The following is a 19,821-nucleotide window of genomic DNA, read 5'->3' on the forward strand; positions in this document are numbered from 1 at the left end:
CTATAATCTTTTTGTTTTTTTCTACATTTCCACATTTATCTCACGTAAAAGGCCTCTCTATAAAAGAAAGACCCTCTCATAAATTTACTTTAATATCTATTGTTATCCGATAACCTCTTGGATGTGAAGCTGCCGTTGCTGCATCAGATTAATGATGGTTCCTTCTACTGACACCATAGGCCGTGTAGGATGATCTCGATCAGAGAATACGATCTCTCCAATTTGGTTATTGCTGAGTTTTACTCGGATGCCATTATGGATCTGGGTCGACCGTTGAACAAATACACTTACAATTGCAGGGTCCAATTTCCCAAATGCCTCACTTTGGATCTGTTCTAGGACTAGGTATGGTGATTGTGCCTTGCGGTAGATCTTCTCCAGCGTCATGGCGTGGAAAATATCAGCGATAGCTACAATCTTGGCATAAATATGAATCTGCGTCCCACTAAGCTGCAACGGGTAGCCTGAACCATCCACTTTTTCATGATGCTGTAAAGCTGCAAGTCTAGCTCCCTCATTAATGGCCTTTGCCTGTTTAAGGATCTGATAACCATATTTCGTATGCTGACGAATCTCTTCCTGCTCTGTGGCCGTCAACGTGGATGGTTTATGGAGTATCTGCGGATCTACCTTGTTGTTACCAATATCATGGAACAAGCCTGCAAAAGCCACTTGCATCCAATCCTTGGAGGGGAGATCGATCCATTGAGCCAGTTGATAGGATGTGATCGCACTCAGTACGGCATGGTGATATACATAATCATGCTCTTGCATTACTCGTGGACTGAAAGTAAGCACATTATATTGTTTGAGATGTGCAAACACTGCCTCCAACTGTGTACGTAACTCATAGACCGGTAATTCAGCCGCCAGAGAGGACAGGAAAGCATTTTTGGTTAGTCCGACCATCTTCTCATACTCATCCTGCAAAGACGTTACTACAGGAGCTGTGGTGACGTTCCCTGTCTTCCCTGTCCGTTCACCATTGTTGTCATTGGCAGAACTTCCTGCGGACACAGATGCACCTTTGGTTCCTGTACTACTCGACACCGTTCTTTCTTGTTCAATATCTACCTGTTGAATCATAAAGGCTTTGAGCACTTCCATATCCTTGGGTAAAATGACTTTTCCCTTCTGAAGCAGAACGTTGCCGCGAAGTGTTTGCACATCACTCCCAAGTTTGAGTCCTGGTTTGACTTCTGACAGGGTGATTAATCCCATGTGTATTCCCCTCACTCATCGTTCTTCTATGTTAATACAAACAAGACCATAGTCCCGGTTTTTCATGATATTTCCCATTATATTACTCAGGAATCAGGCTGTACATCCCAGATTCGGAAGAATAAAAGAAGAGATTCCTTTATACAAACAAGAGGGCTCCCCGTGGGAGCCCTCGCAATCTTCTGCCAATCTCAAAGAGATCAGTCTTTATAAAATTCTATTTTATGCTTCCGAACCGGAATCGTCGTCGCCCTCAACTTCATTAACCTCAGCGTCAGAAACGGTGCCTTCTTCCAAGCTTACTACCGGAGCTTGGGACTCCTCGCCTTCCAAGCCTTCAAGCGACTCATCGTCTGGTTCCTCTTCATTTTTGTCAATTCGGCTGACTGTAGCTACTGAATCCTCGTCACGAATATGAATCAGCTTAACACCCTGCGTGTATCGACCCATAGTGGATATGCCTTCCATGCTCATCCGGATCAACGTACCGCTGGACGTGATAATCATCAGATCCTCTTCGGTTTTAACCATTTTGAGACTGACTACTGAGCCGTTCTTCTCTGTGACATTAATAGTCTTGATCCCTTTACCGCCACGAGTCTGCATCCGATAATCATTGACAGGTGTACGTTTACCATAACCTTTGGCTGTAACGATCAGAACATCAAGCTCTTTATCAACTACATCCATGCCGATAACAGCATCCTGTTCATCCAATGTAATCCCTTTGACCCCGGTTGCGCTACGTCCCATGGAACGTACATTACCTTCCGAGAATCGAATAGACATTCCGTGAGCTGTACCCATGATGATCTCTTGCAATCCATCGGTCAGCTTAACATCGATCAGAACGTCATCATCACGTAAGGAAATACCGATCAAGCCGCCTTTGCGGATATTGGTGTAATCCTCAAGTGGCGTCTTCTTCACAACCCCTTGGCGGGTAGCAAAGAACAAATATCTGTCACTTTCGAATTCCTGGACCGGAATTACGGCATTGACCGATTCGCCCTGCTCGATCTGGATCAGGTTGATAATCGGCGTTCCCCGAGCGGTACGTCCAAGCTCTGGAATCTCGTAAGCTTTGAGACGGTACACTTTACCTTTGTCAGTGAAGAACATGAGGTAATTGTGGGAGTTGGTCACAAACAGATGCTCGACAAAGTCGGTATCTTTTGTATCCATACCCACGACCCCACGTCCACCACGTTTCTGGCTGCGGTATGTGGATACCGGCAGACGTTTCACGTAGCCTGTATGAGTAATCGTAATGATAACCTCTTCACGTGGAATCAGGTCCTCATCCAGAATGCTCTCTTCGCCTACAGTGATCTCTGTACGACGATCATCGCTGAAGCGGTCGCGGATCTCTTGCAGCTCCGTACTGATAATCTCAAGCACCAGATGCTCATTGGCCAGAATTTCGCGATACTCTCTGATTTTGACCATCAGTTCGTTATATTCATTTTCAATACGTTCGCGTTCCAGACCTGTGAGGCGTTGCAAACGCATATCGAGAATAGCTTGAGCCTGATCATGACTGAGTGAGAAGCGCTCAATCAAACCTTCTCTTGCTGCATCCGCATTACTGGATGAACGAATCAACGTAATAATCTCGTCGATATGATCCAACGCAATACGTAAACCTTCTAGAATGTGTGCACGAGCTTCAGCCTTTTTCAGTTCAAACTGCGTACGTCTGCGAATAACCTCAATCTGATGCTGCAGATAGTGATACAACACTTCACGCAAGTTCAGAATTTTAGGTTCTTTATTAACAATCGCAAGCATGTTAATCCCGAAAGTGGATTGCATCGATGTATGTTTGTACAGGTTGTTCAGGACAACCCCCGGATTCACGTCTCTGCGAAGTTCAATTACAACCCGCATACCATTACGGTCAGACTCATCACGAAGGTCAGTAATACCATCAATCTTTTTATCACGTACCAACTCGGCGATTTTCTCAACAAGTCTCGCCTTGTTTACCTGATAAGGCAACTCTGTAACGATAATTCGCGCCTTGTTGTTGTTCTCTTCGATGTTGGTTTTAGCCCGCATCGTTACTGAACCACGTCCGGTCTGATACGCCTGGCGAATGCCTGAACGGCCCAAAATGTAGCCGGACGTAGGGAAGTCTGGTCCTTGAATGTAATCCATGAGTTCCATGGATGTAATGTCCGGATTTTGAATCATGGCCTGTACACCATCAATGACCTCACCCAGGTTATGAGGAGGAATATTGGTAGCCATACCTACCGCGATCCCGCCGACCCCATTGACAAGCAAGTTAGGAAAACGAGCAGGCAGAACGATTGGCTCATGTTCTTCACCGTCATAGTTTGGTTGGAAATCAATCGTATCCTTGTTGATATCTCTGAGCATTTCCATAGCAATCTTGGACAAACGTGCTTCGGTATAACGCATGGCTGCTGCCATATCACCATCGACCGATCCAAAGTTACCATGTCCATCTACATGCATATAACGCAGGGAGAAATCCTGTGCCATCCGTACCATCGTCTCGTAAACAGCAGAGTCACCGTGTGGGTGATACTTACCGATAACTTCGCCGACGATTCTGGCTGATTTTTTATGTGGTTTATCGGGTGTCATGCCGAGCTCTGACATCGCGTACAGAATACGCCGGTGAACCGGCTTCAATCCATCACGCACGTCAGGTAAGGCACGGCTAACGATGATGCTCATCGCATAATCCATAAACGATTCACGCATCTCGACGCCTATATCCCGATCTGTAATCTGAGAGTTCATTTCTTCCGCCATGCTGGACCTCCTTCTTGTCCTTCAACAAACGTTCCATTCCGTCATGCAAAAAAGTTGATTATATGTGAAAAGCCTAACAAGGCTAAAACCGCGCAAGAACGCTACTCTTTATTATATTACTTTCACAAAAGTTACACAATTAAACGTCCGCTGGGCAATAGCCTTTCTTCCGGGAACTTCTGCGTGTCTGGGGATACGCCCTGCCTTCCTCCCCAATTGCACATACAATGCTAGAAAAACGGCATATGTACTGTGCCTACCGAGGCTAAAGCCATTCCCGTCCTACGATCAAACTGCAAATTGTGCAGCTCATCGCACAAAACGCCATATTTCTCTATTATACCACTGAAATCGTCTCTTGTCCTTTGATTTCTCCGTGTCTGGTCCCTCTTTAGAACTGAACAAAACATGAAAGGACTGATGAATCTTGGGTATCCAACGCGTCTCCAGCAAATGGGCCAAAACAGCCGTGTTACAACGCAGTCGCATTGTGAACGAATATATCCCAGTGACCCGAAAATATAGCCGTCAAACTCTGGAACGAATGACTGAATTATTTGAGTCCAACTATATCAAACCGGACCGTGGCACTTACGGTAATGGCGTTATGCGGGTGAGAACAACCCGTTTATACGAACCTGTTGTTAATTCCGAAGATTCCACCACAGATGCAGAGGTTTCGGAAGAAACCAATGATCGAAACCTGCCTGATGAACCCGAAGCAAGTGCTGTTATCTCCAGAGCTACCTATCTCACAACAACATATCATCTCCAATACGGTACAGAGGAGAGATCATTTCATTCCCTGGACGAACTCGAACGAGCACTGAATGATCGTATTCAGGAACGTGAATATATCATTCAACAGGGAATCTCGCTGATGAAGCATGAAAATTTGCCTTTTGACTTGCGTGTGTTAACTCAGAAAAATCTGCAACACAACTGGGAAACAACAGGTGTTCTGGGACGTATTGCTGCCCCAGGCAAAATCATCACTAACATTCATGGTGGTGGGCGATTGGCCACGTTTGAAGAACTTGTACTCCCCCATCTTCACCAGGATGGCTTCAAAAAACTTCGCACCGAGCTGTACCGCTTAGGAATTCATACCGCTGTGCAATTGCAAACATCATTTCCAAGACTCAAAGAGATTGGTATTGATATTGCGCTAGACGAAGCAGGGCGTCCCTGGATTCTTGAAGTCAACACACTGCCAGGCATTTACGCTTTTGGCTTATTACCGGACAAGGGGGCTTACCGGAAGATCAAACGTTATGCGATTGCGTACGGTCGTTTGCCCTCCAAAAAGGGTAAGAGCTCCCGTCCATCCCCTAAAGCACAGGCTTCATCTGCCAAAAAACGTGTACGCAGATAACAAAGGGATATGGAGATCTAAGTATACGTCTTCCCTCTGCTTTACCTTCCCTAATATAAAAAAGGCGCCCTCTCAGGCGCCTCTTCGAATATGTTAAATGTCGAGGTTTTTCACGTATTTTGCATTTTCCTGGATAAAGTCACGACGCGGTTCAACGTTATCCCCCATCAGGGTGTCAAACATGGTATCAGCAAGTATGGCATCATTAATCGATACTTGCATCATGGTCCGGCTCTCCGGATCCATCGTTGTTTCCCACAATTGTCCGGCATTCATCTCACCAAGACCTTTGTAACGCTGAACGTTGAATTTCGCATTTTCGCCGAGCGTTGCAATAATTTCATCGCGCTCTCTCTCTGAACCGGCATAACGAATCACTTTGTTACGCTCAATCTTGAACAATGGCGGTTGTGCAATATATACATAACCTGCCTCAATGATTTTACGCATGTACCGATACAGGAATGTCAGCAATAGTGTTCGGATATGAGCACCATCAACGTCGGCATCGGTCATCAAAATGATTTTGTGATAGCGTGCTTTGGCAATATCGAAGTCATCACCAATACCCGTACCCATTGCCGTAATAATTGCTCTAATCTCCGCATTACCCAAGATCCGGTCGAGACGAGCTTTTTCCACGTTCAAAATCTTACCACGCAGTGGCAAAATGGCTTGGAAATGACGATCCCGACCTTGCTTTGCTGATCCGCCTGCAGAGTCACCTTCGACGATGTACAATTCGCTGATTGAAGCATCCTTGGATGAACAGTCTGCCAGTTTACCTGGAAGTGAGCTTACTTCGAGAGCACCTTTACGACGTGTCAGTTCACGGGCTTTACGGGCAGCTTCACGCGCACGTGCTGCTTGCAGACCTTTTTCCAAAATGCGACGGGATACGGAAGGATTCTCTTCCAGGAACTCCTGCAGCTTCTCGGCAAACAAGGATTCGACAATCCCACGAACTTCGCTGTTGCCCAGCTTGGTCTTTGTCTGTCCTTCAAATTGCGGTTCCGGAATCTTGACCGAAATAATAGCTGTCAAGCCTTCACGCACGTCATCCCCGGAAAGGTTCCCCGTGCTGTCCTTGATTACCCCCGCCTTACGGGCGTAGTCATTGATAATCCGCGTAAGGGCACTCTTGAAACCTGATTCATGCGTTCCGCCCTCATGCGTGTTGATATTGTTCGCGAAGGAATAGATATTCTCGGTGTAGTTGTCATTGTATTGCAGGGCAACTTCCACCTGGATGTTATCTCTGGAACCTTCAACGTAAATTGGATTTTCATGCAGTACTTCGCGCTTCTGGTTGAGGAAGGAGACGTATTCGATAATGCCGCCTTCATACAGGAATGAGTTGGTTGCACCTGTACGCTCATCCGTCAGTGTAAGACCAATACCCTTGTTCAGGAACGCCAGCTCACGAATACGGGCCAGCAAGATGTCATATTCATAAACTCTTGTTTCCGTGAAAATTTCAGGGTCCGGATGGAATCTAACCGTTGTTCCTGTTTCGTCGGTTGTACCGATCACTTTCAGGTCGTACTGTGGAGCTCCACGGCGATATTCCTGTTGATAGATATGTCCCTCACGTTTAACCGTTACAACCACTTTTTCAGAGAGTGCATTCACAACGGACACACCAACACCATGCAAACCACCGGATACTTTATATCCGCCGCCGCCAAATTTTCCCCCTGCATGGAGGACAGTCATAACTACCTCAAGTGCAGGACGTTTCATTTTGGTATGTTCGCCGACAGGAATACCCCGTCCGTTATCGACTACAGTTACGCTATTGTCTTCATGGATACTGACCTCAATGTGGTCGCAGTAACCTGCAAGCGCTTCGTCAATACTGTTGTCCACTACTTCCCAGACCAGATGATGCAGGCCCTTGGAACTGGTGGAACCGATATACATGCCCGGACGCTTCCGTACGGCTTCCAATCCTTCAAGGACCTGAATTTCATTCGCATCATATGACGGTTGATTCATAGACATGCCTTTCACCTACTTCTATAGATTCAATATCGTAAATATGCGTTAACTAATTTTATGCCACACAACGCTAGAGATCCGGAAAAATGTGAGCCCGCTTTTTCAGCGTGGCTGAGGAAATAGGCGAGTAGTACACAATGTTTTTGGTCACAACAATGGACTTGGCTTCCTCTTCGCCGATGTGTTCCACTGTTTTTTCCTGCTCGGCATGCGTGACATACTGCTTGGAGATCTTTGAGGATTTTTCAATCGATATATCAAAAATAGCGACCAATTCAGAAGAACGGATGATCTTCTCACCGCCCAGATGAATGTACATAAGCCCCTCACTCCTTAGCGTTCAACCTGTCCGGCATGAACGTGATAAATACTGGCATCTTTGAGCTTGTCAACGTTCAGGCTCTCGATCCCCGTAGCTGTAATAAAGGTTTGCACCTTGCTCTGGAACGTTTCGATCAGCTGCGTCTGGCGAAAAGGGTCCAGCTCGGACAGAACATCATCCAGCAACAGAACTGGATATTCTCCGATTTCTTCATGAATCAGTTCAATTTCCGCAAGTTTAAGGGACAACGCCGTTGTGCGCTGCTGCCCCTGCGAGCCATATGTTTGTACTTCCCGATCGTTAATGAAAAAGGACAGGTCATCCCGATGCGGCCCACTAAGGGTTGTGCCTCGGCGAATCTCCTGCTCTTTCATTTGTGATAATTTTATCATAAATTGGTCCATTAAGACAGCTTCATCTTCCTCAGCGGCTTCGCTGAAGGAAGGAAGGTAGGCCAGCCGCAAGACTTCTCCGCCTCCGGTGATCCCCTGATGAATCGTTTCTGCCCACTTTTGCAGTTTCTTTATGAATTGTTTCCTTTTTTTGACGATTTTAACACCATGCTCGACCAGTTGTTCGTTCCACACCTCAAGCATGGTCTGGGTCGATGCCCCTTTTCCCCATAACTGCTTAAGCAAATTGTTTCGTTGGACGAGCACTTTTTGGTATTGCTGCAGGTGATACAAGTAACCTGGTGCAACCTGTCCAATCTCCATGTCAAGAAACCGGCGGCGGACCCCCGGTGTGCCTTTTACAATCTCCAGATCCTCCGGCGCAAACATCACAACATTGAGCGCTCCGACAAAATCACTTAACTTGCGCTGCTCCAGGCCGTTAATCTTTGCTTTTTTGCCTTGTTGCGACAAAGATAGTTCAAGCTTGACCGATCCGTACTTTTTGTCGACCTCTGCTGCAAGTCTGGCACGTTCCTCACCGAAACGGATTAACTCCTTGTCACGGGATGTACGGTGGCTCTTGGTGAGTGCAAGTACAAAAATCGCCTCTGCAAGATTGGTCTTGCCTTGGGCATTTTGCCCGATCAACAAGTTTACGGGACCAAAAGAATCCAGTCTCAGATGTTCATAATTGCGGAAATTCTGCAGATCAATGCTGTTCACAAACACGCGGTAACCTCCCTTTTATCCCGTCCGTCAGGAGGCAGCAGGATCGAACTGGTCTTCTTATTCTGCAGCAACTTCGAATGTGCCTTCTCCGTCCACTTCAACGATATCCCCAGGGTATAACTTACGTCCCCGGCGTTCCTCAGGCTCTTTATTCACACGTACAAGTCCTTCCTGAAGCAGAGCTTTGGCCATACCTCCAGTTGGGATGCAATCAGCCAGTTTCAAAAATTGATCAAGCTTAATATATTCCGTACGAATCGTAACTTGGTTCACTATGATCTTCCTTTCGTTAGTTGGTCGTCCGATATGGCAATATCACGTAAAGGCTGTGACTGTCATCCAGCGGTTTCAAGATGATTGGACTCATGACTCCTGTAAAAGCAATCATCAGTTGCTCACTTTCAACAACTTTCAGCACATCCAGCATGTATTTGGAGTTGAACGAGATTTTTAACGGATCTCCTGTAAACTCGGCAGGTTCGATTTCTTCTCTTACTTTACCTAGCTCGGAAGAGCTTGAAGAAATTTCAACGGATCCTGAATCCATCGTTTGCATACGCACGATGTTTGTTTTCTCTTCACGCGACAGCAAATAAGCCCGGTCAATGGATTCACTTAATTTTTTTGTATCTAAAACAAGTTCTGTTTTGTATGACGTTGGAATAATTCTAGAAGTATCCGGATATGTTCCGTCCAAAATACGGGAGTAGAACAATACACGGTCGATTTTGAACAGAACTTGGTTATCTGCAACAACGATATCCACAAGGGTATTTTGATCCGGAACAATTTTGCTGAGCTCGTTCAGCGTTTTACCGGAAATGACCACGTTGTTAAAGCGGATACCTTCTGCATTATCCAGCATTGCTGATCGAGTAGCAAGACGGTGACGGTCTGTTGCCACAAATTTCAATTCGTTGTCACCCAAACTCCAGAGTACACCTGTCAGGATTGGAGTAGTCTCATGTGTGGAAATGGAGAAGACCGTTTGTTTGATCATATTTTTCAGCAAATCTCCTGGAATGGAGACGGTTTGGTTTTCTTCGATGCTTGGCAGTACCGGGAATTCTTCCGGATCCAGACCTACCAGTTGAATTTCGGTAGCACCTGCGGAGATAAAGGTGTTGAAGTTCTCTTTGACTTCCATGTGCACTTCCTGTGATGGCAGCTTTTTGATGATCTCCACAAAAAACTTGGCTGGCAAAACTACACTGCCGGGTTGATCTACCTGAACTACGCTTTTATCTCCATCTTCAAGCGGGATGAAGGATTGAATGGATATATCGGTGTCACTTGCTGTCAACGTTACACCTTGATGATTCACGTCGAATTTAATACCGCTCAGAATCGGAATCGTCGTACGGCTCGAGATCGCTTTGGATACTTGCTGTATGGAATCGTTTAAGTAGTTTTTCATTATGCTGATTTTCATGGTTTCACTCCTAGCTGTTTTTTTGGGTGTTGGGGTGTTAAAAGGTGTTTTTCAAAGGCCGAAGGCTAAGCTCCGAAATGGCTATTTTGGAGATGATATCTTTAAGATCTTTTTAGTAATAATAGTAATAGGGGCACTGAATATGTGGATAAGTGGGTATAAACCCGTACACCCAAGCCTATCCACATGTGTATACGTTGTGCATAGGCTTGGGACTTGTTCAGGTTGGATTCTTTATTTTTTCGGTTAAGTTGTTGATAACTTTATAGAGATCCTGATCGTTTTTAATCGCTTGGGAGATTTTTTCGTGAGCATGTATGACAGTGGTGTGATCTCGTCCTCCGAATGCTTCCCCAATTTTGGGCAGAGAAAAGTCTGTCAGTTCACGAGAGAGATACATGGCAATCTGTCTTGGAAAAGCAACTGCCTTGGTCCGTTTCCGTGCTTTGAAATCTTCAAGCTTAAGGCTATAATACTCGCCGACCTTTTGTTGGATGTCATGAATAGTGATCATTTTGGGACGACTGGAAGGAATAATATCCTTCAGTGCTTCAGCTGCCAGATGAGTGGTTACATCTTGATTAGTCAGTGAAGAATAAGCAACGACCCGAATCAGGGCGCCCTCCAGTTCACGGATGTTGGTGTCAATCTGGTTGGCAATGTACATCATCGCTTCATTCGGAATATCCAGGTTTTCCGCACGTGCCTTTTTCCGCAAAATTGCGATCCTTGTCTCCAAATCTGGAGGCTGGATATCCGTGATTAACCCCCATTCAAAGCGAGAACGAAGCCGTTCTTCCAATGTCGGAATTTCCTTCGGTGGTCTGTCGCTGGAGATGATAATCTGCTTCCGTTCCTCATGCAGCGCATTAAACGTATGGAAAAATTCCTCTTGTGTTGATTCTTTTCCCGCCAAGAACTGAATATCATCAATGAGCAAAATGTCGACGCTCCGGTATTTGTTACGGAAGCTCTCCCCGCGGTTGTCACGGATCGAGTTAATGAATTCGTTCGTGAATTTCTCAGACGACAAATAAACGACTTTGCTGCCCGGATCATGCTCCAGAACATAATGTCCGATCGCATGCATCAAGTGAGTTTTACCGAGACCTACTCCTCCATACAGAAAGAGAGGATTGTAAGCTTTGGCGGGCGCTTCAGCGACCGCCAGCGATGCGGCATGGGCAAAACGGTTGCCCGGCCCGATGACAAATGTATCGAACGTATATTTCGGATTCAGCATGCTGAGTACGGCTTCTTCCTGTACAACTGTAGGCGTTGGCGCCGGCAGTTGCGGGTCCGGTTCAGCAGGCTTGTTCTCTTCGATGACAAATTTCACATCGACTTGCTTGCCAAGCAACTCGTATACCGTCGAGCCAACCAATTTGGTGTAACGGCTCTCCAGCCATTCGACGGCAAACGTGGTTGGTGCGGAAATGACGATTGAACGGTCATTCAGCTTGGTGGCTTTGGTTGCTTTGAACCAGGTGTCAAAGCTGGGTTTGCTGAGTTTGTTTTGTATGATTGATAAAATTTGCTGCCATAAATCAGAAGTATGGCTGTCCACAGACTGTCACTCCTTTTACATGTTCCAAGTGTGGCTTAAGCCATGATGCAGTGTCGAAATACGAGATATATTGTTGAATTTATCCCCAAACCCCCGCAGGTCGAAAACAAAAAAAGTATGAACAACGGAAAATTGTTCACAACTTTATCCACAGGCTGTTGATAATATTATGGGTCAGATCACATATTCACATCCAAAAGTAATACAATCATAGCAAAAGAAACCCCGCATTTCAACGTATCGCGTGATTTTATCCACAAATTCAATAACTTGTGTATAATTTTTAGTCACAACACAATATATTGTTTATAAACTGTTTAACTTTCGACAGAATGACCCAAAAACCCAAAATGTTTTATACACAGGTTATCCGTCAAATGATGCCAAATTGTGTGTAAAAGTATTCTTCGTTTGTGAATAACCTGTCTGTGGATAACCGTGAAGTGAAAACAAAGCATGATTGAGATCGGAAAAAGAGTGACCTCTCACCCTCGTGTTTTTCTTGCCAATGGGGCGATGGTGAAAGCGACGAATTCAGTATCTGGATGGGAGACGGAGAGGGGGAGTAAACTCATGCTTTTAATTGAACAAGATCAGTGGTGTATTTTCTGAGTAGATGGTAATTCTGTGATGACAATGTATAAGAATAATGGACATAGATGACTTCATTTTGAGACATATGGAATGAGAATTATCAGGATAAGAGGTAAGCTGATGCTCGAATATGGAGGTTGAAGTGTATGAATGTATAATATGAAATCAAAGGATAGATTATGCGTGTATAGCAAAAGAGGGTGTCCTCTAAAACCGATTTTTGGTTTTAGAGGACACCCTCTTTTTTAATGCAGAGACGAAGTATGGATTGATGATTTAGAGACGGGGAAGGGACATCTTACGCTGGAATTCAGCGATATCTGCGTATTCCTCTTCCAGTTTGCGAGAGATCCGAATAAAGATGGGCAGCAGCTCTTGGTAGAGTACAGCATTCTCTTTGATAGGGGTATGCCGATGCGTTGTACCGACCATGGAAGAAACGGCATGAAGCGATTGGATCCGCCCTGTAGCGTACAAACCAAGCACGACGGCACCCAAACAGGAACTTTCGAAGCTCTCGGGTACAACCACTTCCTGATTGAAGATATCAGACATCATCTGGCGCCAGAGAGGAGAGCGTGCAAATCCACCTGTGGCTTGAATGGAGGTAGGTTGCCCAATCTGTTCTTCCATGGCGAGCAGTACCGTATATAGGTTGAAAATAACCCCTTCCAGGACAGCACGAATCATATGCTCTTTCTGGTGATGGAGTGTTAAGCCAAAAAAGGAGCCACGGGCATCCGGATTCCATAAAGGGGCACGTTCGCCCGAAAGGTACGGATGAAACAGAAGTCCTTCCGATCCCGGCCGGACACGTTCGGCAATTTTGGTCAGTACATCATAGGAATTGATGCCAAGTCGTTTCGCTGTCTCCACTTCAGACGCGGCGAATTCATCCCGCACCCAACGAAACAGCATGCCACCGTTATTCACAGGTCCACCAATGACCCAAAGATTCTCTGTGAGGGCATAACAGAAGGTTCGACCTTTGGGATCGGTAACCGGACGGTCCACGACAGTGCGAATGGCCCCGCTGGTTCCGATGGTTGCTGCGACAACACCAGGTTCAATGGCGTTCACGCCGAGATTGGATAAAACCCCATCACTTGCGCCAATAACAAAGGGCGTGGAGGGGGAGAGAGCCATTTTTTCAGCCGATTCGTGATTCATTCCTTCTAATATATGTGTTGTAGGTACAAGCTTCGAGAGATGGTCGGGTGTAATGCCTGCAACCTCAAGGGCCTCTGCGTCCCAGTCCAGTTGTTCCAGATTGAGCAAACCTGTGCAGGAAGCGATGGAATGGTCGACGACATATTGTCCGAATAGACGGAAGAACAGATATTCTTTAATCGAAATAAATTTGGCGGTACTCTCAAAAAGTTCAGGTTCATCGTGGCGCAGCCACATTAATTTGGTCAGCGGTGACATGGGATGGATCGGTGTACCTGTGCGCAGATAGATGCGATGGCCCAATCCATTCTCTTGCAGCTTGGCAGACCAAGCTGCACTTCGATTATCCGCCCAGGTGATGCAACGGGTTAAGGGTTTATTATCCTGTCCCATGGCAATGACACTATGCATAGCCGAGCTGCAGGATACAAACAGGATCTGCTCGGCAGCAACACCACTCTGATCCATGACTCCTCGTACAGAGCGGAGGGCCGCCTGTACAATCTCTTCAGGGTCCTGCTCGGCAACATCGGGTGCCGGGGTATACAAAGGGTATTCCTGCGTTGAGGTACTGACGACAGAGCCCTGCTCGGTAAATAATACGGATTTGGTACTGGTGGTACCAATATCGATCCCAATCATATAGTTGTTCATGTATTTAATCCTTCTTTCTTCAGAAAGCGATAAGATTTTAATTTCTTTCTACTATAGATACTCCATTTATACCACTGTACTCAGGAGCAAAATAAAGATCAGTCCCACTACAGATAATAGTGTTTCCATAACGGTCCACGTTTTCAATGTCTGGGAAACGCTCATATTAAAGAATTCTTTGATCATCCAGAATCCCGCATCGTTTACATGAGACAAGATGAGTGACCCCGCACCTGTGGCGAGTACAACCAGCTCAATATTGGCCCCTGGTGTGAGTGCAAGCACTGGAGCGACAATACCGGCGGCTGTTGTCATGGCTACGGTTGCTGAACCGGTAGCTACACGAATGAGACCAGCGACAAGCCAGGCAAACAGGATCACGTTGATGTTGGCATGGGTAGCGACTTCAGCAATCGCGTTACCCACACCACTATTGATCAATACCTGTTTGAAGGCACCGCCTCCACCAATAATGAGAATGATGGTCGCCGTAGGCGCCAGACATTCACTGGTGAAACGGGAAATATCGTGTTTGGTGAATCCACGTGCAAAGCCGAGTGAAAAGAGGGCAAATACAACTGAAATGAGCAAAGCAATGATCTCATGACCGATAAATTCACTGAAAACGGTGAAACCGCTCGTGGCATTTGGGTCAATGATGCTTGCTATGGAACCAATCAGCATCAAAATAACCGGCAGCAATATGGTAAACAGGGTAATACCAAACCCAGGCATGTTGCTGTTTGTTTTGGTTGCGAATTGTTCAGCCAGTTCTGCTGGCGGTTCGGTGTGTATTCTTTTTCCAATAAATTTACCAAACAAGGGACCTGCAATAATCGCTGTAGGAATACCAACAATAAGAGAGTACAAAATGGTTTTACCCAGATCCGCGCTGAAGGCTTCAATTGCTATCATTGGCGCTGGATGGGGTGGAACCAAACCGTGTACAGTCGACAGACCTGCCAAAATGGGAATACCAATCTGCAGCAAAGACATGTTGGTTTTACGTGCAACGGTGAAAATGATAGGGATCATCAAAATCACGCCAACTTCGAAGAAAACGGGAATACCCACGATAAATCCAACAATCATCATGGCCCAGTGCACACGTTTCACACCGAACCGATCGACCAATGTAGTTGCAATGCGCTCGGCACCGCCAGATTCGGCCATCATCTTACCAAGCATTGTACCGAGAGCAATAACAATTGCGATGGTTCCAAGTGTGCCGCCAAGTCCCCCGGTAATGGAAGAGATCACATCGGCAGGTTTCATGCCTGTAAGCAAACCGAGCATTAATGCGGACAACAGCAGGGTGATAAAGGGATTCCATTTATACTTGGAGATCAAAACGATCAGAAAAACGATCGCAATTAACGTCCAAACCAATAATGTTGCGTTGTGGGATAGTCCAAAAAGAGTGCTCATGATGTTGTGTGCTCCTTTATTTCTGATATAGAACGCTTACAAGTGAAATTAGCGTCATCAATTAAAGTTGTACCAGTACCGCAGAAGGTGTTGGCGAAAAATGTAGTTTTATCATGCCCAAATTTGAAACAAAATCGCATTTTGTATACTTGTCGACAAGTTAAGTCGCAATCATTCACGACGGATATGATTGCAAACGCCTTGCATCGATTAGGAATCAAAGCTTTCGTGCAGGGTTTTGCCAGAATCTTGGAAATACGTGCGGACTCCAGCCTGAATGAGCATCTTGTCACCTGATTCAAGTGCTTCAACGAGCAAACGGTGTTTCTCAATTACAGCGCTTACTTTCTGCTCACCTTGAACAAATACTCTGCGCGTTGTAAGCAGCATAACGGTCATCACAACATATCGAATACTCTTCCATAGATGTGAAATACGGGAATGCTGAGCAGCTTCAATGATGGTCTCGTGGAAAACGAGATCCTGATAGGCGAATTCGACGGCGTCCTGATGCCGTCCAGCAAGTTGCATTTTGTCGATCACGTTACGCAACTGGGTGATTAATGATTCTGGGACATCACCAGCAAGTCGTTGCTGCACAAAACTTTCAATCAGGAAACGGACATCATACAATTCTTCGACATCCTTGATTCGTAGTCCAATGACAACGACACCCATACGTTCAAGTCGAATAAGTCCTTCATTGGACAATGTTCGTAACGCTTCACGGACAGGTGAACGACTGCTGTCAAAATCAGCCGCAATTCGGTTTTCCGACAAAATCTCTCCAGGTCGTAGGGTACCGCTGATGATCCGCAGCCTTAATTCGCAGGCAATGGCTTCACCGCGGGAAGCCCCTTGGAGCCAGGAAGAAGGAAATAACATATGGCTAACTCTCCTATTAATAAGTAATCAGTTCAATCTGATCAAGCATAACTATTTTGCAGACTGGACATTCAGTTCCATCCATAGTCTGTAGCTACAAGCTAACGGCTAATGTTTTTTTCAAAGGACTACTTGTATACAAGATGTGATTTTTATCCTACACCTTTCTCAAAAGCTTGTAAACCTTAATTGAAGCGGATACAACGGGATTAGAATATGACGATATTAATAGCCTATAATCATTATCCACATGTGAATAACTTTAATCAGGCTGTAATGAAGGAGATAACGGGTATTGGAGGGTGTGGATAACTATAAATGCTGAAATAGGGTGATCTGATCAGGGTATGGGGATAACTTTTAGGACTCTCTTCGGGGCTTGGTCATGGTATTGAAGTGAACGGACTGTGGTCATTACTATGGGTAGGATGGAGAGCATATATAAAAGAGGGAGAAGCCTTGCGCCTTGCAGTTGACTTTTCCAGGTGGTCATGGTTAAATATATAAAGGTGTTTTCTGTGAAGATGAAAGTGATTCATCACATAAGTATTTCCTTGTGAGGAGGTGCAATACATTGAGACCTACATTCAAACCGAACGTTAGCAAACGTAAAAAAGTTCATGGTTTCCGGAAAAGAATGAGCACGAGCAACGGCCGTAAAATTTTGGCCGCACGTCGCCTTAAAGGCCGTAAAAACCTGAGTGCTTAATGCATTGAAGACCACCGAGGTGGTCTTTTTTTTCTTAATTAGCTCAAATCAGACTGGATGCTGCTACAGATCAGGTCTGAATGGTCTGCGAAAAAGTGCTGAACACACACGAATGTATGTTGAGTGAGTTTTCCATTTTTCGAAAACTTACCTTATATAATGATGAATCGTTGATAGGTTTAAATGGCCAATCAACATTCATCCCGGATGAATGCGAATCAGTTCAAGTAGCTGATTAACAATCATCCCAAATGAAGTTGTCGCCAAGGCGGTTTACCGTCATTCAAGAAAGCCTATACTAAATCAGTAATGAGGCCTCCGTCAATAACATTGGTGGAGAAGAGCAAGGAGAAGCGCCGTGTATAAAAGACTGCGTCTACGAAACCGGGCGGACTTTAGCCGTGTATACCGGTATGGGAAATCGTTTGCCAATCATCAATTCGTGGTGTATGGCTGTCGCCGTAAAGATACGGAACAATTTCGGGTCGGCGTATCATGCAGCAAGAAAATCGGAAACGCTGTCGTACGCAACCGGATGAGACGCATGATCAAGGAAATTGTTCGTCATCATGAGCATGAGATCGTCACGCAGATGGATCTGATTTTTATCGTCAGAAAAGGTGCACTGGACATGCCCTATAAGGAAATGGAAAAAAGCCTGCTACATGCGATGCGAAAGGGCTCTCTTTTGAAGTCGAGCAAGCGGTAAGCTTCGGTTTATTTGTCCTCCTAATTATGGTATGATTTTACGATGGAATGGAATGGTTAAGAGAGGGGTTATGAAGTGTCGCGATTGAAGACATCAAAGGGGAAGTGGATTCTCCTCATTGCAGTCATTGCAATGGTCACTGTACTCGCCGGATGTACTCCACAAGGAGCCGGGGTTACTACGGAAGATCTAAAGAATAGTGATTCTTTTTGGCAAGCCAATGTTGTGTACTGGTTCTCACTGGCGCTGGATACATTCGCCAACTGGTTCAAAGGTGAATATGGACTGGCCGTCCTCGTGATGGTGCTTATTGTACGGACATTGATTTTACCACTAACAATGAAACAAGTCCGTAGCTCCAAAGCTATGCAGGCGATTCAGCCGCAGCTGAAGGAGATTCAAGCCAAGTTTAAAGATACACCTGAGAAAGTTCAGCAAGAAACAATGAAGTTGTTCCAGGAGAACAAAGTTAATCCGATGGCCGGTTGTCTGCCACTTATCATTCAGATGCCGATTTACATCGCACTTTATAACTCAATTTACGGAAACTCCAGTCTGAGAACGCATGATTTCTTGTGGCTCCAGCTCGGATCACCCGATCACCTGTTTATTTTGCCAGTGCTGGCTGCCATCACAACATTCATTCAAACTTGGATGATGATGCGTATGAACCCTGCACAGCAAATTGGTCCGATGCAGTTTATGCTGTGGGTGTACCCGATTTTGATCTTCGTGATGTCTTATCAGTTCCCGTCAGCACTTCCGCTGTACTGGTTCTACAGTAACATCTACACGATCGTGCAAAACTATTTCCTTTACCGGAATAATGATAAAATCGTAGCTGAGGTCAACGTGAAGCAGAATAGCTCTTCCAAAAATGGAGCTAAACGCAAAAACGGTGGCAAAGCGACCGTCTCTGGGAAAGGGTCGAAAGGGGCCAAAAAATCGAAATGACCAAAGTCATTACGTCAGGAAAAACCGTTGAAGATGCTGTAAACCAAGGATTGACCGAGCTTGGCGTAAGTCGGGACAAGGTCGAGATACAAGTGTTAGAGCAGCCGTCAAAAGGATTCCTGGGTTTGTTCGGGGTGAGGGCGGCCAAAGTTGAAGTGAAATTATTGCCTGTACCGGAAGTTGTTCCACAGCCGATCAAGCCAGCTGCATACAAGTCTGAAGTAGATGCATTACTCGAGGATGTCGTAGCTAAAAATCCCTATGAAGAAGCGGCTGCTTTCTTGAAAGAGGTCGCAGCAGGTATGGGACTGGATGTTGAAGTGCATATCAAAAAACAGCGGGATGGACATATCTTCAATATTGCCGGCGAAGATCTGGGCATGATTATTGGCAGACGTGGACAGACGCTGGATGCGCTTCAGTATCTAACGAACATTGTAGCGAACCGATATTCGGAAAGCTTCGTTCGAATTGTGCTCGACGCGGAGAATTTCCGTCAACGTCGGCGGAAGACGCTGGAGGATCTGGCTGAACGGTTGGCTGGACAAGCAATCCGTACCGGTAAGGAAGTTGTACTGGAACCAATGCCTCCGCTCGAACGAAAAGTCATCCATGCAAAACTGCAAAATCACCCGCAGATTAAGACGTTAAGTAAGGGCGAGGAGCCTAATCGGCGTGTGGTTATTACGACGAAATAACACGAAATTAAAGACGCAATGGCTTCCTGCCCGGTGCAGAAGCCATTGCTTTTTTCGTACAGAAGCAATTTGATAAGGTGCGTAGAACAAGTAAAGAGTGGACTTAATACGATAAACAACATGTCATATGATATATCATTAGTAGATTTGAAAATGGATATGGCGTCCCCAGAGGGACGGCAATTTAAAAT

Annotated in this window: 16 protein-coding genes; 5 read left to right on the top strand and 11 right to left on the bottom strand. The window is 45.6% G+C overall.

Features of this window, described 5'->3' with window-relative positions; translation table 11 throughout:
• Positions 1-102: 102 nt before the first annotated feature.
• Both MHI01_RS18660 and gyrA read right to left on the bottom strand, forming a co-directional pair.
• The gene (locus MHI01_RS18660; RefSeq protein ID WP_282319768.1) at positions 103-1,221 is read right to left on the bottom strand and encodes an HD-GYP domain-containing protein; all 1,119 of its coding nucleotides are present in this window, start codon (positions 1,219-1,221) and stop codon (positions 103-105) included.
• Positions 1,222-1,443: 222 nt separating this feature from the next.
• On the bottom strand, positions 1,444-4,008 hold the full coding sequence (gene gyrA / locus MHI01_RS18665) for a DNA gyrase subunit A (RefSeq protein WP_074092904.1): 2,565 nt from the start codon (positions 4,006-4,008) through the stop codon (positions 1,444-1,446).
• Positions 4,009-4,435: 427 nt separating this feature from the next.
• On the opposite strand from gyrA, the gene MHI01_RS18670 reads away from it, so the two are divergent.
• Positions 4,436-5,383: a YheC/YheD family protein gene (locus MHI01_RS18670; protein WP_315371195.1), complete on the top strand. Its 948-nt coding sequence runs from the start codon at positions 4,436-4,438 to the stop codon at positions 5,381-5,383.
• Positions 5,384-5,476: 93 nt separating this feature from the next.
• Here the strand turns inward: MHI01_RS18670 and gyrB are convergent, their stop codons facing one another.
• From gyrB to MHI01_RS18715, 9 genes are all read right to left on the bottom strand, one after another.
• Entirely contained in the window at positions 5,477-7,387 is a 1,911-nt protein-coding gene (gene gyrB, locus MHI01_RS18675) for a DNA topoisomerase (ATP-hydrolyzing) subunit B (protein WP_047841032.1), read from the bottom strand.
• Positions 7,388-7,454: 67 nt separating this feature from the next.
• The gene (remB, locus tag MHI01_RS18680; protein ID WP_017691405.1) at positions 7,455-7,703 is read right to left on the bottom strand and encodes an extracellular matrix regulator RemB; all 249 of its coding nucleotides are present in this window, start codon (positions 7,701-7,703) and stop codon (positions 7,455-7,457) included.
• A gap of 14 nt (positions 7,704-7,717) precedes the next feature.
• Positions 7,718-8,830 carry a DNA replication/repair protein RecF gene (gene recF, locus MHI01_RS18685; protein ID WP_339284935.1) on the bottom strand — a complete coding sequence of 371 codons (1,113 nt, stop codon included), beginning with the start codon at positions 8,828-8,830 and terminating at the stop codon, positions 7,718-7,720.
• 57 nt (positions 8,831-8,887) lie between these two features.
• Complete coding sequence (gene yaaA / locus MHI01_RS18690; RefSeq protein ID WP_036611994.1) at positions 8,888-9,103, bottom strand: S4 domain-containing protein YaaA; 216 nt, start codon at positions 9,101-9,103, stop codon at positions 8,888-8,890.
• A 16-nt stretch (positions 9,104-9,119) separates the two neighbouring features.
• Positions 9,120-10,262 carry a DNA polymerase III subunit beta gene (gene dnaN / locus MHI01_RS18695; protein ID WP_017691408.1) on the bottom strand — a complete coding sequence of 381 codons (1,143 nt, stop codon included), beginning with the start codon at positions 10,260-10,262 and terminating at the stop codon, positions 9,120-9,122.
• Between the two features lie 220 nt (positions 10,263-10,482).
• On the bottom strand, positions 10,483-11,829 hold the full coding sequence (gene dnaA / locus MHI01_RS18700) for a chromosomal replication initiator protein DnaA (protein ID WP_036611990.1): 1,347 nt from the start codon (positions 11,827-11,829) through the stop codon (positions 10,483-10,485).
• A gap of 870 nt (positions 11,830-12,699) precedes the next feature.
• Positions 12,700-14,247, bottom strand: coding sequence for a gluconokinase (gene gntK / locus MHI01_RS18705; protein WP_338707442.1), 1,548 nt, complete (start codon positions 14,245-14,247; stop codon positions 12,700-12,702).
• 66 nt (positions 14,248-14,313) lie between these two features.
• The gene (locus MHI01_RS18710; RefSeq protein ID WP_036671886.1) at positions 14,314-15,675 is read right to left on the bottom strand and encodes a GntT/GntP/DsdX family permease; all 1,362 of its coding nucleotides are present in this window, start codon (positions 15,673-15,675) and stop codon (positions 14,314-14,316) included.
• 210 nt (positions 15,676-15,885) lie between these two features.
• Positions 15,886-16,560 carry a GntR family transcriptional regulator gene (locus tag MHI01_RS18715; RefSeq protein WP_017691412.1) on the bottom strand — a complete coding sequence of 225 codons (675 nt, stop codon included), beginning with the start codon at positions 16,558-16,560 and terminating at the stop codon, positions 15,886-15,888.
• A 574-nt stretch (positions 16,561-17,134) separates the two neighbouring features.
• On the opposite strand from MHI01_RS18715, the gene rpmH reads away from it, so the two are divergent.
• The 4 genes from rpmH to jag all read left to right on the top strand — a co-directional run bounded on the left by rpmH (position 17,135) and on the right by jag (position 19,630).
• Positions 17,135-17,269 carry a 50S ribosomal protein L34 gene (rpmH, locus tag MHI01_RS18720; protein WP_017691413.1) on the top strand — a complete coding sequence of 45 codons (135 nt, stop codon included), beginning with the start codon at positions 17,135-17,137 and terminating at the stop codon, positions 17,267-17,269.
• Between the two features lie 358 nt (positions 17,270-17,627).
• On the top strand, positions 17,628-17,978 hold the full coding sequence (gene rnpA / locus MHI01_RS18725) for a ribonuclease P protein component (RefSeq protein WP_036611981.1): 351 nt from the start codon (positions 17,628-17,630) through the stop codon (positions 17,976-17,978).
• A gap of 75 nt (positions 17,979-18,053) precedes the next feature.
• Complete coding sequence (locus MHI01_RS18730; protein ID WP_076252192.1) at positions 18,054-18,932, top strand: YidC/Oxa1 family membrane protein insertase; 879 nt, start codon at positions 18,054-18,056, stop codon at positions 18,930-18,932.
• Positions 18,929-19,630, top strand: a complete 702-nt coding sequence (gene jag / locus MHI01_RS18735; RefSeq protein WP_340983804.1) for an RNA-binding cell elongation regulator Jag/EloR — start codon at positions 18,929-18,931, stop codon at positions 19,628-19,630. The genes MHI01_RS18730 and jag overlap by 4 nt, the downstream gene beginning before the upstream one ends.
• Positions 19,631-19,821 lie beyond the last annotated feature (191 nt).

Source organism: Paenibacillus sp. FSL M7-0656, from assembly GCF_038003225.1.
GTDB lineage: Bacteria > Bacillota > Bacilli > Paenibacillales > Paenibacillaceae > Paenibacillus > Paenibacillus amylolyticus.

Bases quoted from the DNA above. Each gene is read 5' to 3' on its own strand.
- dnaN (WP_017691408.1), bottom strand. From the start codon at position 10,262: ATGAAAATCAGCATAATGAAAAACTACTTAAACGATTCCATACAGCAA.
- gyrB (WP_047841032.1), bottom strand. From the start codon at position 7,387: ATGTCTATGAATCAACCGTCATATGATGCGAATGAAATTCAGGTCCTT.
- MHI01_RS18660 (WP_282319768.1), bottom strand. From the start codon at position 1,221: ATGGGATTAATCACCCTGTCAGAAGTCAAACCAGGACTCAAACTTGGG.
- remB (WP_017691405.1), bottom strand. From the start codon at position 7,703: ATGTACATTCATCTGGGCGGTGAGAAGATCATCCGTTCTTCTGAATTG.
- MHI01_RS18715 (WP_017691412.1), bottom strand. From the start codon at position 16,560: ATGTTATTTCCTTCTTCCTGGCTCCAAGGGGCTTCCCGCGGTGAAGCC.
- jag (WP_340983804.1), top strand. From the start codon at position 18,929: ATGACCAAAGTCATTACGTCAGGAAAAACCGTTGAAGATGCTGTAAAC.
- gyrA (WP_074092904.1), bottom strand. From the start codon at position 4,008: ATGGCGGAAGAAATGAACTCTCAGATTACAGATCGGGATATAGGCGTC.
- gntK (WP_338707442.1), bottom strand. From the start codon at position 14,247: ATGAACAACTATATGATTGGGATCGATATTGGTACCACCAGTACCAAA.
- MHI01_RS18710 (WP_036671886.1), bottom strand. From the start codon at position 15,675: ATGAGCACTCTTTTTGGACTATCCCACAACGCAACATTATTGGTTTGG.